The organism is Bradyrhizobium sp. 25ACV (genome assembly GCF_054863005.1).
Map to the genome: position 1 here is coordinate 1 of NZ_JAVAYO010000018.1, position 14,592 is coordinate 14,592.

15 protein-coding genes are annotated in these 14,592 nt (G+C 64.8%); 7 read left to right on the forward strand and 8 right to left on the reverse strand.

Translation table 11 applies throughout. From position 1 onward, the window contains the following. Nucleotides 1-239: hypothetical protein (locus RAD04_RS31650; RefSeq protein WP_461626932.1), on the reverse strand; the 239-nt coding region annotated here is incomplete at its 3' end. Nucleotides 240-339: 100 nt separating this feature from the next. On the opposite strand from RAD04_RS31650, the gene RAD04_RS31655 reads away from it, so the two are divergent. From RAD04_RS31655 to RAD04_RS31680, 6 genes are read left to right on the forward strand one after another with little or no spacing between them, the layout of a single operon-like run. Then, complete coding sequence (locus RAD04_RS31655; protein WP_038970296.1) at nucleotides 340-1,047, forward strand: c-type cytochrome; 708 nt, start codon at nucleotides 340-342, stop codon at nucleotides 1,045-1,047. 8 nt (nucleotides 1,048-1,055) lie between these two features. Continuing rightward, entirely contained in the window at nucleotides 1,056-2,312 is a 1,257-nt protein-coding gene (locus tag RAD04_RS31660) for a c-type cytochrome (protein ID WP_461626933.1), read from the forward strand. A 7-nt stretch (nucleotides 2,313-2,319) separates the two neighbouring features. Next, entirely contained in the window at nucleotides 2,320-2,496 is a 177-nt protein-coding gene (locus tag RAD04_RS31665; protein ID WP_018320427.1) for a hypothetical protein, read from the forward strand. Beyond that, nucleotides 2,493-3,059: a cytochrome C oxidase subunit II gene (locus tag RAD04_RS31670; RefSeq protein ID WP_461618717.1), complete on the forward strand. Its 567-nt coding sequence runs from the start codon at nucleotides 2,493-2,495 to the stop codon at nucleotides 3,057-3,059. Before RAD04_RS31665 ends, RAD04_RS31670 begins: the two co-directional genes overlap by 4 nt. After that, on the forward strand, nucleotides 3,046-4,668 hold the full coding sequence (locus RAD04_RS31675) for a b(o/a)3-type cytochrome-c oxidase subunit 1 (protein ID WP_461626934.1): 1,623 nt from the start codon (nucleotides 3,046-3,048) through the stop codon (nucleotides 4,666-4,668). The genes RAD04_RS31670 and RAD04_RS31675 overlap by 14 nt, the downstream gene beginning before the upstream one ends. After that, on the forward strand, nucleotides 4,668-5,483 hold the full coding sequence (locus tag RAD04_RS31680; protein ID WP_461626935.1) for a c-type cytochrome: 816 nt from the start codon (nucleotides 4,668-4,670) through the stop codon (nucleotides 5,481-5,483). The genes RAD04_RS31675 and RAD04_RS31680 overlap by 1 nt, the downstream gene beginning before the upstream one ends. Before the next feature lie 110 nt (nucleotides 5,484-5,593). Here the strand turns inward: RAD04_RS31680 and RAD04_RS31685 are convergent, their stop codons facing one another. Both RAD04_RS31685 and lipA read right to left on the reverse strand, forming a co-directional pair. After that, on the reverse strand, nucleotides 5,594-6,061 hold the full coding sequence (locus RAD04_RS31685; protein ID WP_461626936.1) for a type II toxin-antitoxin system RatA family toxin: 468 nt from the start codon (nucleotides 6,059-6,061) through the stop codon (nucleotides 5,594-5,596). 6 nt (nucleotides 6,062-6,067) lie between these two features. Continuing rightward, nucleotides 6,068-7,024, reverse strand: a complete 957-nt coding sequence (lipA, locus tag RAD04_RS31690) for a lipoyl synthase (RefSeq protein WP_461626937.1) — start codon at nucleotides 7,022-7,024, stop codon at nucleotides 6,068-6,070. A gap of 130 nt (nucleotides 7,025-7,154) precedes the next feature. On the opposite strand from lipA, the gene RAD04_RS31695 reads away from it, so the two are divergent. Further along, the gene (locus RAD04_RS31695) at nucleotides 7,155-7,757 is read left to right on the forward strand and encodes a DNA-3-methyladenine glycosylase (RefSeq protein ID WP_461626938.1); all 603 of its coding nucleotides are present in this window, start codon (nucleotides 7,155-7,157) and stop codon (nucleotides 7,755-7,757) included. 2 nt (nucleotides 7,758-7,759) lie between these two features. On the opposite strand, the gene RAD04_RS31700 is transcribed toward RAD04_RS31695, so the two are convergent. The 5 genes from RAD04_RS31700 to RAD04_RS31720 form a co-directional block, all read right to left on the reverse strand. Continuing rightward, a complete protein-coding gene (locus tag RAD04_RS31700) occupies nucleotides 7,760-10,636 on the reverse strand; it encodes a valine--tRNA ligase (protein WP_461626939.1) in 2,877 nt (958 codons plus the stop codon). 126 nt (nucleotides 10,637-10,762) lie between these two features. Further along, on the reverse strand, nucleotides 10,763-11,527 hold the full coding sequence (locus RAD04_RS31705) for a PopZ family protein (protein WP_165637336.1): 765 nt from the start codon (nucleotides 11,525-11,527) through the stop codon (nucleotides 10,763-10,765). Between the two features lie 303 nt (nucleotides 11,528-11,830). Then, nucleotides 11,831-13,216: a TolC family outer membrane protein gene (locus tag RAD04_RS31710; RefSeq protein WP_104463725.1), complete on the reverse strand. Its 1,386-nt coding sequence runs from the start codon at nucleotides 13,214-13,216 to the stop codon at nucleotides 11,831-11,833. 204 nt (nucleotides 13,217-13,420) lie between these two features. Further along, on the reverse strand, nucleotides 13,421-14,074 hold the full coding sequence (locus RAD04_RS31715; RefSeq protein WP_461626940.1) for a protein-L-isoaspartate O-methyltransferase family protein: 654 nt from the start codon (nucleotides 14,072-14,074) through the stop codon (nucleotides 13,421-13,423). 137 nt (nucleotides 14,075-14,211) lie between these two features. Then, a complete protein-coding gene (locus RAD04_RS31720) occupies nucleotides 14,212-14,385 on the reverse strand; it encodes a hypothetical protein (RefSeq protein WP_018320416.1) in 174 nt (57 codons plus the stop codon). Nucleotides 14,386-14,592: the final 207 nt, after the last annotated feature.

Sequence of the window (14,592 nt, forward strand, 5' to 3'; positions counted from 1 at the left end):
TACACCTGTATGCCGCTGTGCAGCTTCTTGTCACGCAGGTTTAGCACAGTGGACCGCGGGTGCCAGCCGGCACCCGGCCTTCCCTGCGCCCTCTGACATCTGAGGGCGACATGACCAATGCAGGACTCGGGCAGGAACTGCCGCGAGACCGCAGCGTGATGTTCAGTTTTCGAAAAAAGCACGTAAGTCTGTCCAATTCGATCGCAATCGCGAATGCGGACGGCGCGACCAAACGTCATCACGCGTCTCCGATCTTGCGCGAGAAAATATTGGCGCAATAATGCCGCCCTACGTTGTGATCTGGAATCAACCGGACCAGCATTTTGGAGGGCGACGAAATTGTTCGCTCGCGCCGCGGCTTCAGTCGCCGTAACCATCACCTTGGCCACCATTGATGGTGCGGCCGCACAGACGGCCAACCAGCCGCCGGATACGATGGCGGCGCGGGTCGAGGCCTGCACGCCCTGTCACGGCAACAAGGGCGAAGGCACCAGCGACGTCTATTTCCCGCGGCTTGCCGGCAAGCCCGCCGGCTATCTCTACAATCAGCTGCTCGCCTTCCGCAGCGGCCGCCGCAAATATCCGCCCATGAACTATCTGCTGGAGTTTCTGCCTGATCCGTATCTGGAGGCGATGGCGGAATATTTTGCCGGCGAACATCCGCCGCTGCCGCAGCCGGCGCCGAGCGAGGTCAGCAAGGACGTGCTGGCGCAGGGCGAGCTGCTCGCCACCAGCGGCGATGCCAGCCGCAACATTCCGGCCTGCGTGAGCTGCCATGGCCCGGGACTCGCAGGCATGCAACCCGGCATCCCCGGCCTGCTCGGCCTGCGCGCCAATTACATCAGCGCCCAGCTCGGCGCCTGGCGTTACGGCACCCGCACGGCGAAGTCGCCAGACTGCATGCAGCAAGTCGCAGGCCATCTGACGGAGGCAGATGTTACCGCCGTCGCAGCCTGGCTCGCGACACGGCCGGCGCCCACGAACCCGGCCCCCGTGCCGAAAGGCAGCTACGCGCTGCCTTTCGGCTGCGGCAGCCAGCCCAACTAACGAGGCGGATGATGGGCTCGAAACTGTCGATCACACTCATATCGATCAAGCTCCTGGCCCTCGCCGCGCTCACCGCGGCCGCGCAGGCGCAGGACAAGAGCAGCGACATCATCGCGCGCGGCGAATATCTCGCCCGCGCCGGCGACTGCACGGCCTGCCATACCGCGCCGGAGGGCCGCCTGTTCGCCGGCGGCCGCGCCATGCCGACGCCGTTCGGCACGCTCTACACCTCCAACATCACGCCGGACCCGGATACCGGAATCGGCAAATGGAGCGCCGACGACTTCTACAAGACCATGCACAGCGGCCGCTTCCCGGACGGCGGGTTGATCTATCCGGCCATGCCGTTCGCGTCCTACACCAAGGTGACCCGCGCCGACAGCGACGCGATCTTCGCCTATCTGCGCTCGATCGCGCCGGTGAGCCAGAAGAACAAGCCGCACGAATTGCGCTTTCCCTACGACAACCGGCAGCTCATCCTGGGATGGCGCACGCTGTTCTTCAGCGAAGGCGAGTTCAAGCCCGACCCGAAGAAATCAGCGGAATGGAATCGCGGCGCCTATCTGGTCGAGGGTCTCGGCCATTGCGGCATGTGCCATTCGCCGATCAACGCGCTCGGCGGCACCTCGCAATCGGACGCCTTCAAAGGCGGCCTGATCCCGATGCAGAACTGGTACGCGCCCTCGCTGACGTCAAACCGCGAGGCCGGCCTCGGCGACTGGAGCATCAAGGACATCACCGACCTGCTGCAGACCGGCGTCTCCATGCGCGGCGTGGTCTACGGCCCGATGGCCGAGGTCGTGCACAACAGCCTGCAATATCTCAACGACGAGGACACCAAGGCGATGGCGGTATACCTCAAGGGCATTGCGGAGCCCTCGCCTCCGCCGCCGGCAAGCTCGACACTGCCGACCACCGAGAGCAGCCTGCTGATCAGCCTCGGCAAGACCGTCTACGACAAGCAGTGCGCGAGCTGTCATGGCACCCAGGGCGAAGGCAAACCGCCACACTGGCCGCCGCTCGCCAACAACCAGTCGATCGAGATGCAGTCGGCGGTCAATCCGATCCGCATGGTGCTCAATGGCGGCTATCCGCCCGGCACCAAGGGCAACCCGATGCCCTACGGCATGCCGCCGTTCGCTGGCCTGTTGTCCGACAACGGGATCGCCGCCGTCGTCTCCTACATCCGCACCGCCTGGGGCAATCGCGGCACGCCGGTCTCGGCGCGCGAGGCCAACGAGCTGCGTTCCGCACCGCTGAATTGAGACCCACATGATCAACTCCGATCCGCCGACCAGCCCCGCTAGCGCCGACCAGGCCGTCGAGGAGGTCGTCGCGCAAGGTCCGTCCGGCGCGATCGTGCTCGCCGGCATCGCCACCGCCTGTGTGGTCGCGATGTGGCTCGCCTTCTATCTGTTTGTCTTCCTGCCCCGCGGATCGCTGCAATGAGCGCAGAGGAAACTCATCACGACAGCGCCGAGGTCGCCGCCCGCGTCGAGCGGCGCTGGGCCACCATCGCCGTGATCATCATCGTGATGATGGCGCTGCTGGCGGCATTCGCCGGCATCCATCGCGCGACCATGCCGCAGCCGCGCGTCGAGATCACCGATCCCTCCCGCCTGCATCTGTCCGGCGAATTCGTCGAGAGCAATCTCGGCAGCGTGCTGGAGGCCAACGGCAATGTCACCGTGCGCGCGATCGGCCAGCAATATTCCTTCACGCCGGCCTGCATCGTGGTGCCCGCGGATACGCCGATCACGCTTCGGGCCACCAGCGCCGATGTCGTCCACGGCATCCTCATTCAGGGTACCAACGTCAACGCCATGCTGGTGCCAGGCTATATCTCCGAGCAGCTGATGCGCTTCACGAAGACCGGCGACTATCTGATGCCCTGCCAGGAGTTTTGCAGCTTTGGCCACGAGGGCATGTGGGGCAAGGTCAAGGTGATCGACAAGACCGAATTCGCCGATCGCGCGAAGGGTGGCGGGAGGCTGAGCTGTGTTGGTCAATAGGAAGCTCATCCTCGCCCATTTCTGGCTGGCCTTCGCCGTGTTCGGCATCGCGCTCACGCTTGGCGCCTGGCAGATATTCATCCGCAGCCCGATCGGCACATGGCTCTCCAACCCCGAGCTCTATTACCGCTCGCTGACCGCCCACGGCACGGTGATGGGCTACGTCTTCCCGACCCTGGTGGCGATGGCATTCGGCTACGCCATCAGCGAGTCCGCGCTACAGCAGCGCCTGGTCGGCGTGCGCTGGGCCTGGGCAGGATTCTGGTTGATCGTCGCCGGCAGCATCATGGCGGTGATCCCGATCGCGCTCGGCCGCGCCTCGGTGCTCTACACCTTCTATCCGCCGCTGATCGGCAACGTCTTCTATTATCTCGGCGTCGTCCTGGTCGTGGTCGGCTCCTGGATCTGGGTCGCGCTGATGTCGGTCAATCTGCGCGTCTGGCGGAAGGCCAATCCCGGCGCGCCGGTGCCGCTCGCAATGTTCGCCAATGTCGCAGGCTCCTACCTCTGGGCCTGGACCGCGGTCGGCGCCGCGCTCGAACTGCTGCTCCAGATTATTCCGGTTGCGGCAGGCCTCAAGGCGACCATCGATGCCGGCCTGGCGCGCATCTTCTTCTCATGGACGCTGCACGCCATCGTCTATTTCTGGCTGATGCCGACCTACATCGCCTATTACACCATCGTGCCGCGCGCGATCGGCGGCCGCGTCTATTCCGACTCGATGGCGCGGATCTCCTTCATCCTGTTCCTGGTGGTGTCGATGCCGATCGGCATGCACCACACCTTTGCCGATCCGCAAGTAGGCGCCGGCTTCAAGTTCATCCATTCCGCCTTCACGGCGCTGGTCGCGCTGCCGACGCTGCTGACCGTGTTCACGATCTGCGCGTCGGTCGAGATCGCGGCTCGTCTGCGCGGCGGCCGCGGCATGTTCGGCTGGATCGGGGCCCTGCCCTGGGACAACCCGATGATGCTGGCGCTGGCGTTCTCCTTCGTCATGCTCGGCTTCGGCGGGGCCGGCGGCCTCATCAACATGAGCTATCAGCTCGATGCCTCGATTCACAACACGCAGTGGATCACCGGGCATTTCCACCTGATCTTCGGCGGCGCCATCGTCATCATGTATTTCGCGATCGCCTATGATCTTTGGCCGCATCTGACCGGGCGCGAGCTGATCGATATCCGCCTGATCCGCACCCAGCTCTGGCTGTGGTTCATCGGCATGATCGTGACGACCTTCCCGTGGCACTGGGTCGGCATTCTGGGCATGCCGCGCCGCATGGCCTATTTCGACTTCGGCGATCCCGCGATCGCGCCGCAGGCGCTCTCCGTCACCCTCTCGGCGATCGGCGGCTTCATCCTGCTGGCCTCGGGCATCATGTTCATCGTCATCCTGGCGCGTGGCATGCGCGCGCCTCAAATCGACGCTGGGCCCTATCGCTTCGCGCTGGCCGTGCATCAGCCGATAACCGTCCCGGTCGCGCTCAACACCCACGCGCTGTGGGTTGCGCTGATGATCGGCCTCACGCTGACCAATTACGGCTATCCGATCCTGAATCTGGCGCTGAGTTCGGGTACCTCGGTGCCGGCCGTCTATGTGGGGGCGCAGTGATGAGCACGCGCGACCTCTTTACTCTCCGCAACAGCCATTTCAGGACTGGCGTCGGCATCACCGCTGCGATCCTCCTCGTCACCGCGATTGCCGGCTTCATCGTGCTGCCGTTCGCACAGCCCTGGGTTCAGTTCGCCGGCGTCTGGGATGCGATCTGCAGTGCCGCCGGCGTACCGCAGCGTGCGGCCAGCGTCACGGCGCCCGAACAGGCAAAACGCCTGTCCGAAGTCGTTCTGACCTCAAACACGCTGTCGCGCCCGAGCCAGGAGGCGATCGGCCGCGGCGCGACGCTGGCGCAGCGCTGCGCGATCTGCCACGGCCCCACCGGCGTCAGCCGCGCCGACTCGCCCAATCTCGCCGGCCAGTATGCGGCCGTGATCTACAAAGAGCTGCACGATTTCCGCTCGGGTGCGCGCACCAATGCCGTGATGTCGCCGTTTGCGGTCAACCTGACCGACCAGGAGATCGCCGATCTCTCGAACTATTACGCCTATCTGCCGCGGCTTCCGGCCTATCACCCGACGCCGCAACTGCCGAAACCCAACATCGTCATCTACGGCGCGCCGATGCGCGGGATCGCGCCCTGCGGCTCCTGCCATGGCAGCCTCGACAACAAGACCGGCAGCCCGTGGCTGGAGGGTCAGTCCGAGGCCTACATGAAGGCGCAGCTCCACGCCTTCGCCTCCGGTGAACGGCGCAACGACATCAGTCAGCAGATGCGCAACATCGCCCGCGCAATGACGCCGCAGGAGATCGAGCAGGCCGCGGCGTATTACGCCTCGCAGCCGCCGGATGTGGTGAAGGCGGTGGATTGAGGTCGATTCTCGTAGCCCGGATGGAGCGAAGCGCAATCCGGGACGGTGCTTCGACGCGCGAACTGCCCCGGACTAGGCTTCGCTCCATCCGGGCTACAGGCGATCGACACCTACGACGACGCCAGCTTCCGCCCGTAAATCGCATCTGCCCGCTTCTCGAACGCGGTCGAGAAGCGTGCGAACGCGGCATCGAACATCGAGCCCATCAGCAGCGCCAGCATGCGGCTCTTGAATTCGTAGGACAGGAAGAACCCGACGTCGCAGACGCCCTCGCCTTTGGGCTCGAACGTCCAACGGTTTTCCAGGTTGCTGAAAGGACCTTGCAGATATTCGACCAGGATCTTCAGATTGGCTCGGTCGAGGCTCACGCGACTGGTGAAGGATTCCTTGACCAGCTTGAACGACACCGTCATGTCGGCGACCAACACCTCGGTGCCATCCGGCTTGGCTATACGCTGGCGCACCTTCAGCGCGCTGCACAGCGGCACGAATTCCGGGTAGCGCTCGACATCGGCGACCAGATCGAACATCTCGGTGGCGCTGTGATTGACACGGCGCTTGCTCGAAAATTTGGGCATGGCGGTTCAGCGGGCGGTCGCGGCCCGCGCGGCCTTCAGTCTCGCAAAGTCCTCGCCGGCATGATGCGACGAGCGGGTGAGCGGGCTCGCCGACACCATCAGGAAGCCCTTGGTGTAGGCGACCTTCTCGTAAGAGGCGAACTCGTCCGGCGGCACATAGCGCATCACCGCGTGGTGCTTGCGGGTCGGCTGTAAATACTGGCCGATGGTCAGGAAATCGACCTCGGCGGAGCGCAGATCGTCCATTACCTGCTGCACCTCGTGGCGCTCCTCGCCGAGGCCGACCATGATGCCGGACTTGGTGAAGATGGTGGGATCGAGCTCCTTGACCCGCTGCAACAGCCGGATCGAATGGAAATAGCGCGCGCCCGGCCGCACCGTGAGATAGCGCGACGGCACGGTCTCGAGATTGTGGTTGAAGACGTCGGGCTTGGCGGCAGCGACCACCTCGAGCGCCCCCTCCTTGCGCAGGAAGTCGGGCGTCAGGATCTCGATCGTGGTCGTGGGGCACGCGGCGCGGATGGCCCGGATGGTCTGGGCAAAATGCTCGGCGCCGCCGTCAGCGAGGTCGTCGCGGTCCACGGAGGTGATGACGACGTGGGCGAGGCCCAGCTTGGCGGTCGCCTCGGCGACGTTCTCAGGCTCGGCTGCATCCAGCGCATTGGGCAGGCCGGTCTTGACGTTGCAGAACGCGCAGGCACGGGTGCAGGTGTCACCCATGATCATGAAGGTGGCGTGCTTTTTGTCCCAGCACTCGCCGATGTTCGGGCAGCCCGCTTCCTCGCACACGGTGTGCAGGCCGTTGGACCGCACGATGTTGCGGGTGTCGGCATAGCCACGGGTATTTGGCGCGCGCACGCGGATCCAGTCCGGCTTCGGCGGCGAAGCGGAGTCAGGGCGATTCACCTTTTCAGGGTGGCGCGGGCGCAGCGGGTTCGTGATGGTATCGACAATAACGACCATGGTCTGTCCGGTCTGTTCAGGTCCTACCTAGTCTGTCTGCCTGCCTGCCGCAACCCGGCTCGCGCCGCTTCAGGGAACATGGCAGATATGGGCAATATCCTGCTCTGTTCTCAGGCGATTCTCACCTCGAATGGCTCCAAGCTCGAAGTCCTCACCCCAGCGCCTCGGCAAGCTGCTCAAGCGCGGCTTTTTCGACCGCGATGTCCGCGAGGTCGCCCGGGACCTGATCGGTGCCACCATGCTGGTCGACGGCGTCGGCGGCGTCATTGTCGAGGTCGAGGCCTATCATCATACCGAGCCGGCGGCGCACTCCTACAACGGGCCGACGCCGCGGAACCAGGTGATGTTCGGCCCGCCGGGCTTTGCCTATGTCTATCGCTCCTACGGCATCCACTGGTGCGTGAACTTCGTCTGCGAGGAGGAAGGCTCAGCCAGCGCCGTGCTGATCCGCGCGCTGGAGCCGACGCACGGGATCGCCGCCATGCGCCGCCGCCGTCATCTCCAGGATGCGCACGCGCTGTGCTCGGGTCCGGGCAAGCTGACCGAGGCGCTCGGCATCACCATCGCGCACAACACGCTGCCGCTGGACCGGCCTCCGATCGCGCTGCATGCGCGGACCGAGGAGTTGGAGGTGGTCGCCGGCATCCGGATCGGCATCACCAAGGCCGTCGAGCTGCCCTGGCGCTATGGCGTCAGGGGCTCGAAGTTTTTGAGCAAGCCGTTTCCGAAATAGGCCTACGACGCCTGCTTCAGCCGCTCCAGCGCTTCGAGCAGCTTGGCTTTGCGCGCGAGCGCGGCCTCGCGCTTTTCGCGCTCCTCCTCGACGACCTCCTCGGCCGCGTTGGCGACGAACTTTTCATTCGCCAGCTTGGACTCGGCGCGCTTGATGTCGGCGTCGGCCTTGCCGATCTCCTTGTCGAGACGCGTGCGCTCGGCAGCGACGTCGATCACGCCCTTCAGCGGCAGCGCGGCCACTTCGCCACGGACGAGGAGCTGCACCGCACCGTCGGGCGCGCGGTCGGCGAAGGAGATGTCCGACAGCCGCGCCATGCGCTTGATGACGTCGGTCCAGCGCGGCACGCGCTCCCTGGTTTCGGCGGAAGCGCCGACCAGCACCAGCGCCGTCAGCGTTGCCGGCGAAATGTTCATCTCGGCACGCACCGAACGGATCTGCGTGATCAGGTCGATGACCCAGCCGATCTCGGCTTCCGCCTTGGGATCGGTGAAGTCGGCATGGTCGAAGATCGGCATGACCAGCATCGGCGACATCAGCGGTTCGGTCGGTCCGGCCGCTGCAGCGAGGATTGCGAGTTGCTCCGGCGTCGGCTCGGCCGGCTTCAGCGGCCATTGCGCCAATGCGAGCAGGCCGTCGCGCTTGGCCGTCACTTCCCACAGCTCCTCGGTGATGAAGGGCATGAAGGGATGCAGCAGCTTGAGGATCTCATCGCGCGCCCAGGCGACCATGGCACGCGTTTCGTCCTTGGCCGGGCTGTCGGGACCCAGCAGCACGGGCTTGGCGAGCTCGACATACCAGTCGCAATAGACGTTCCAGACGAAGCGGTAGATCGCGCCGGCGGCATCGTTGAAGCGATAGGCCTCGATCGCCTCGGTCACCTCACGCGTGGTGTGCGCGCTCTCATGCGCGATCCAGCGGTTCAACGTCTCCTTGGCCTTCGCCGGCTCGAAACCTTCGGGCACGGCGCAATGGTTCATCTCGGCGAAGCGGGACGCATTCCAGAGCTTGGTCGCGAAATTGCGGTAGCCCTCGACGCGGCTGGTGGCGAGCTTGATGTCGCGGCCCTGCGCCGCCATCGCGGCCAGCGTGAAGCGCAGCGCGTCCGCGCCGTATTCATCGATCAGGTTGAGCGGATCGATGACGTTGCCCCTCGACTTCGACATCTTGGCGCCCTTCTCATCGCGGACGAGGGCGTGAATGTAGATGGTCGAGAACGGCACCTCCTTCATGAAGTGCAGGCCCATCATCATCATGCGGGCGACCCAGAAGAAGATGATGTCGAAGCCGGTCACCAGCGCATTGGTCGGGTAGTAGCGCTGCACCTCGGGAGCATCCTCGGGCCAGCCGAGCGTCGAGAACGGCCACAGCGCCGAGGAGAACCAGGTATCGAGCACGTCCTCGTCGCGGGTGATGAAGCCCTCGCGCTTGTTGCGGTCGAGCGCCATCTCGCGGCCCTGCTCGGCCGTGATGACTTCCTGCTCGACGTAGTAGCCGAGCGCGTGGCTGACGGCCTCCTCCTCGGTCTCGGCGACGAACACCTTGCCATCAGGGCCGTACCAGGCCGGAATCTGGTGACCCCACCAGAGCTGGCGCGAGATGCACCAGGGCTGGATGTTCTCCATCCACTCGAAATAGGTCTTTTCCCAGTTTTTCGGCACGAACGACGTCTCGCCCGACCGCACCGCCGCGATCGCCGGTTTGGCCAGCGTCTTGGCGTCGACATACCACTGGTCGGTCAGGTAGGGCTCGATCACGCTGTTGGAGCGATCGCCGTGCGGCACCATGTGGGTATGCGGCTCGATCCGCTCGACGAAGCCGAACGATTCCAGCCGCTCGACGATGCGCTTGCGCGCAGCGAAGCGATCGACCTTGTGGAATTCCTCGGCGAATTGTCCGGCGCCTTCCGGCAGGTCGCGCAGATAGTCCTCGTTGTCGACGAGATCGAGGCAACCTTCCCTATCCAGCACGCTGATGCGGCGCAGACCGTGGCGATTGCCGACCTCGAAATCGTTGAAGTCGTGCGCCGGCGTCACCTTGACCGCGCCAGAGCCCTTCTCCGGATCGGAATAGTCGTCGGCGACGATCTGGATCTTGCGGCCGACCAGCGGCAGGATCACGTTCTTGCCGACCAGCTTCAGGTAGCGCTCGTCCTCGGGATGCACGGCAACGCCGGTATCGGCCAGCATGGTCTCGGGGCGCGTGGTGGCGACGACGATGAAGCTCGAGGGATCCTCAGGATTGAACGTCTTGCCCTCGATCGGATAGCGCAGATACCAGAGGTGGCCCTTCACCTCGGTCTGCTGCACCTCGAGATCAGAGATCGCGGTGAGCAGCTTGGTGTCCCAGTTCACCAGCCGCTTGTCCTTGTAGATCAGGCCGTCGCGGTGCAGCTCGACGAACACCTTGATGACGGCCTTCGACAGGCCCTCGTCCATGGTGAAGCGTTCGCGCGACCAATCGCAGGAGGCGCCGAGCCGCTTGAGCTGGTTGATGATGGTGTCGCCGCTCTCGGCTTTCCACTGCCAAACCCGCTCCAGGAATTTCTCGCGGCCCATCTCCCGGCGGCCGGGCTGCTGGCGCTCCATCAGTTGCCGCTCGACCACCATCTGGGTGGCGATGCCGGCATGGTCTGTGCCGGGCTGCCACAGCACGTCGCGGCCGCGCATGCGCTCGAACCGGCACAGGATGTCCTGCAGCGTGTTGTTGAGGGCGTGGCCCATATGCAGCGAGCCCGTCACGTTCGGCGGCGGGATCACGATGGTAAAGGGCACGGCGTCGCGGCGGTCCGGGCGGCCGGCCTTGAAGGCAAGGCTGTCCTCCCACACCACGGACATGCGGGCTTCGATATCGGCGGGCTGGTAATTTTTCTCGATCATGGGGCTGTTAGAAAGCCGCGAGTGCGGGTCAAGTCAACGGGAAGCTCAGCGGCAAAGGCTTTCCAGCCCGGTCCGCAGACCGAATATGCCACAGGAGCAGGGCTTTATCGGGGCCGCACGACCGTCTCAGCGGCCGCCGCGCGAGACCCGCTCGATTTCGGCCTTCACGATGCGTTCAACGAGCCCCGGCAAATTGTCGTCGAGCCAGGATTTTAGCATCGGACGCAGCATCTCCTTGACCAGATCCTCCAGCGTCCGTGCATTGCTGCTCAGCACCGTATGGGCCAGGGAGTTGAAGGCGGATTCAACCGCCGAGACGGTCGACTGCGCGAGCATGGGCTGCTGCGGCGGCAGCGGCGGGGCATCGAAATCCACCGGCGCGTAAGACGGTGGCGGCGTCGGACGCGGCGGCGGCGATTCGGCGAATTCAAGATCGTCGCGCGGCTCGACCTTGCGGAAGCTCGGCGGCGGCGGAGGCGGCGTCGGGTCCATCGCCATCTCGTCGGTCAATTCGAGCACGTCGGGCTCAGGCTCGGGCTCCGGCTCAGGCTCGCGGACCTCCGGCGCGGTTGTGGCCGTATCGAGCCCCGCCAACAGCGCGTCGATGTCGTCCTGGCTGTTCGGCGATGCCTCCGCCGCAGGCGGTGGGGCCGGTGCCGGCTTTGCGGCCGGAGGTGGCGCAGGTTTTTCAGCGGCAGGCTTGGCAGGGGCAACCTTGGAGGGCGGAATGTCGTTCATCGCCTGCGGCTTGGGTGCGGGCGCAGCAGGAGCCGGCGCGGGCTTTGCAGCCTCCGCCGGCGGCGGCTTGGCCTCATCGTCGGCAATGATGCGCCGGATCGAGGCCAGAATCTCCTCCATCGAGGGTTCTGTGACCTTTGCAGGCTGCGTCATCTCCGACTCCACATCATCAACGCCCTCGCATGCGTTGTTTTACACCAAGCACGACAGGATTGGCCGGTTCCGGATGGGTGGCCCGACATTTTCGTCGCGGCAGCCCGACTTGTCCCCAGATCACGGCTCAACGTGCAGCGGTGCGCCCCTGCCCCCGGCACTCAAGCTTTACGCACACGGCATCACTGCGAGGCGAATCGACCCGCATCGTCTTGGCAAGGCTATGTCAGGGATTTTGATGATTGCAAGCAAAGCGCCGGTCGGCCTCGGCAATTCACGAGGCCGACCGGACAAGAACGGGAATCAGCGCCCGTCAGGCGTACGCACGCCGGCCCAGCTGTCGCGGACCTGATGGTAGTGAACGCTGGGATCGTAAACCGTGGTCGCAAGGCCGAGGACCTGCGGCGCGAGACGGCCGACGGCCGAGAGGACGTTATAGGATGCAACAACCCGGTCGTGCTGCGCGGTCACCAGCGCGACGCGCGCATTGACCAGCGCCTGCTGCGCGTTGAGCACGTCGAGCGTGGTGCGCTGACCGGCCTTGGCCTCTTCACGCACGCCGTTCAGCGCGATCTCGGACGCCGTCACCTGCGCTTGCGCCGATTGCACCTGCGCCTTGCCGGCCTGCAGCGAACCCCACCACTGCACGACAGTGGCGCGGGTCTGATCCCGCGTGTTTTCGAGGTTGAGACGTTGCTGCGCCAGGTTTTCCTTGGACTGGCGGATCAGCGAATATTCGCTACCGCCCTGATAGATCGGCACCGAGATCTGCGCGAGCGCGGAAGCGCTGAGCGAGCGGTACTGAATCAAAGATTGCTCGTAGGCCTGGGTCACGCCCGCCTGCAGGGTGACCGTGGGCAGCAGAGCACCCTCGGCAACCTTGACCTGCAAGAAGTTGACGTCAATGCCGAACATCGCGGCCGTGACGTTCGGATGCTCGACGAGGCCGAGTTCGACCGCGGCAGCCAGCGTCGCAGGCAGGAAACGGTCCACCGGCGAGCCGGGTGCCAGATTCGTCGGCTCGTTGCCGATGATGCGGCGGAAGTTCGCGCGCGTCGTGGTGAGATTTGCTTCCGCGGTCAGGGCCTGCGTCCTGCCAGCCGCCAGCTGTGCTTCCGATTGCGCAACGTCGGTGCGCGTCACTTCGCCGACGTTGAAGCGGTCACGAGTCTGCTTGAGCGTCTGCTCGAGCACCCGCACGTTGCTGCGCTGGACTTCGAGCGTCGCCGAGTCGCGCAGATAATCCATGTAGGTCGTGGCGGCCAGGAGCAATATGCTCTGATCGAGGCTGCGCAGCGCCTCGCGGGAGCCGGAAACCTGACTCTCCGCGGCGCGCGTTCTGTTGGCGGTCTGGTTGCCGTTGTAGAGCGTCTGGGTGGCAGTCAGTCCCACGCTTCGGGGATAGCCTTTACCGTTAATTGGATCGCTGTTGGAGGCGCTTTTGAAGTCCGAGTACTGAATGCCCCCGCTCGCCGTCAGCGCGACCTTCGGGCGATATCCCGACAGCGCCTGCGGCACGTTTTCGTCAGTCGAGCGCACCTGGGCGCGCTGTGCGTTGAGCTGTGGATTGTTCTGATAGGCGCGCACCAGCGCGGACTCGATCGTGTCCGCCAAGGCAGGCGTCGGCCCGGCAAGCGCGAGCAGCAGGACCGAAACCGCAGCTCCGGTGAAGAGCTTCACCCCATGCATCCCAAAAATTCCGTTCATTCTAACGCCCGGCTCGTGCCCGCGAGCTGGGTTACCGTCTACGAGTGGAGTCGTTGCCCCGCCGCAACATAAGACGCGGTCAAGCGCGACGGAACTACCTGAGGGTAGTTCTCGGTGGAAACTCTTCACGTGCAGCATCCCGGCCACACTTCTGATTCAGAACGGGATTTTATCGCGTTTTGGACGTCAGAAGACAAAGGCGGCCGCCCGTTCCAGCCCGGGAAGGACCGGAGCGGCAGCGTCGAACAGCGCTCGATGACCGAATTCACCATGGGTATGGGTCACGATTATGGCACGCGGCGGCCTGGATTCGGCCGACACCCCCACCAGACGCCCGCCCTCCTTCAGCTGCCCGAGCAGCGCTTCCGGCACGACCTCAGTCGCGCCATTGAGGATGATCACGTCGTAAGGAGCGGCGGACGGATCGCCTTCGGCGCAGGCCGCGGCCTTACAGGTGACGTTGGCAAGGTTCAGGGTGGCCTTGGCTTTTGCGGCCAAAGCCGAATCGCATTCGGTGGCGGTGACGTGCCGTGCAAGCTTGGCCGTCAGCGCGGCGAGATAACCCGTGGCGCAACCCACCACCAGCACGTTGTCGCCCTCGCCGATCTCGGCGGCCTGGAGCAGCTTGCCGGTCAGCTGCGGCTTGATCAGGAACCGCTTGGCAGCGCCTTCGCTGACGTCGAGATCGAGATCGAGATAAGCCAGCGCCTGCCGGTCGGCCGGCACGAAGGCCTCGCGCGGAACCGTGAGCATGGCATCGAGAACACGACGGTCGGTGACGTCATTGGTGCGCACCTGGCCATCGACCATTTTGAGGCGCGCGGTCGAAAAACCGGACATTTGCGGACCCTGCGAGGCGGACGATGCCGCGGACGAAATTCGCGGCATCTTTGGAGCATGCACGGCCAAAACGCAACACGGCCGTTAGCCTGCGCGGTTAAGGCATCCGCATGTTACCGCATCAGGGTCGGGACGGATTATTCGATGGCCACCGCGAGGCGGCCGATGAGCGCGGCGACTTCGTCCAGCCGCGCCGAATCGGGCGTCTCGACCGCACGCGCCAGACAGGCGAGGCATTCGTCGTCGCTGAGTTCGGGAATGTCGGCCGGCAGAATCGAGGGGGCCATATGGTCGACCTGGATGTCTGGCATGGGAATCAGCTCCGTTAAGATCCGGCTGTCGCGAAGCTCGATTTCAATTGAGTCGATTTGGCGCCGTCCGCATGGCGTGAGGAGGCCAACCCACAACACATCTGCTTGAATGCGATTCCCAGCTGGAATCGCGAAGGCGCGGTTCAGAGGGCACGGCAACGAGATCGTGCATTACGCAAGAATGCGCCCGTAACCCGTTGAATTTGC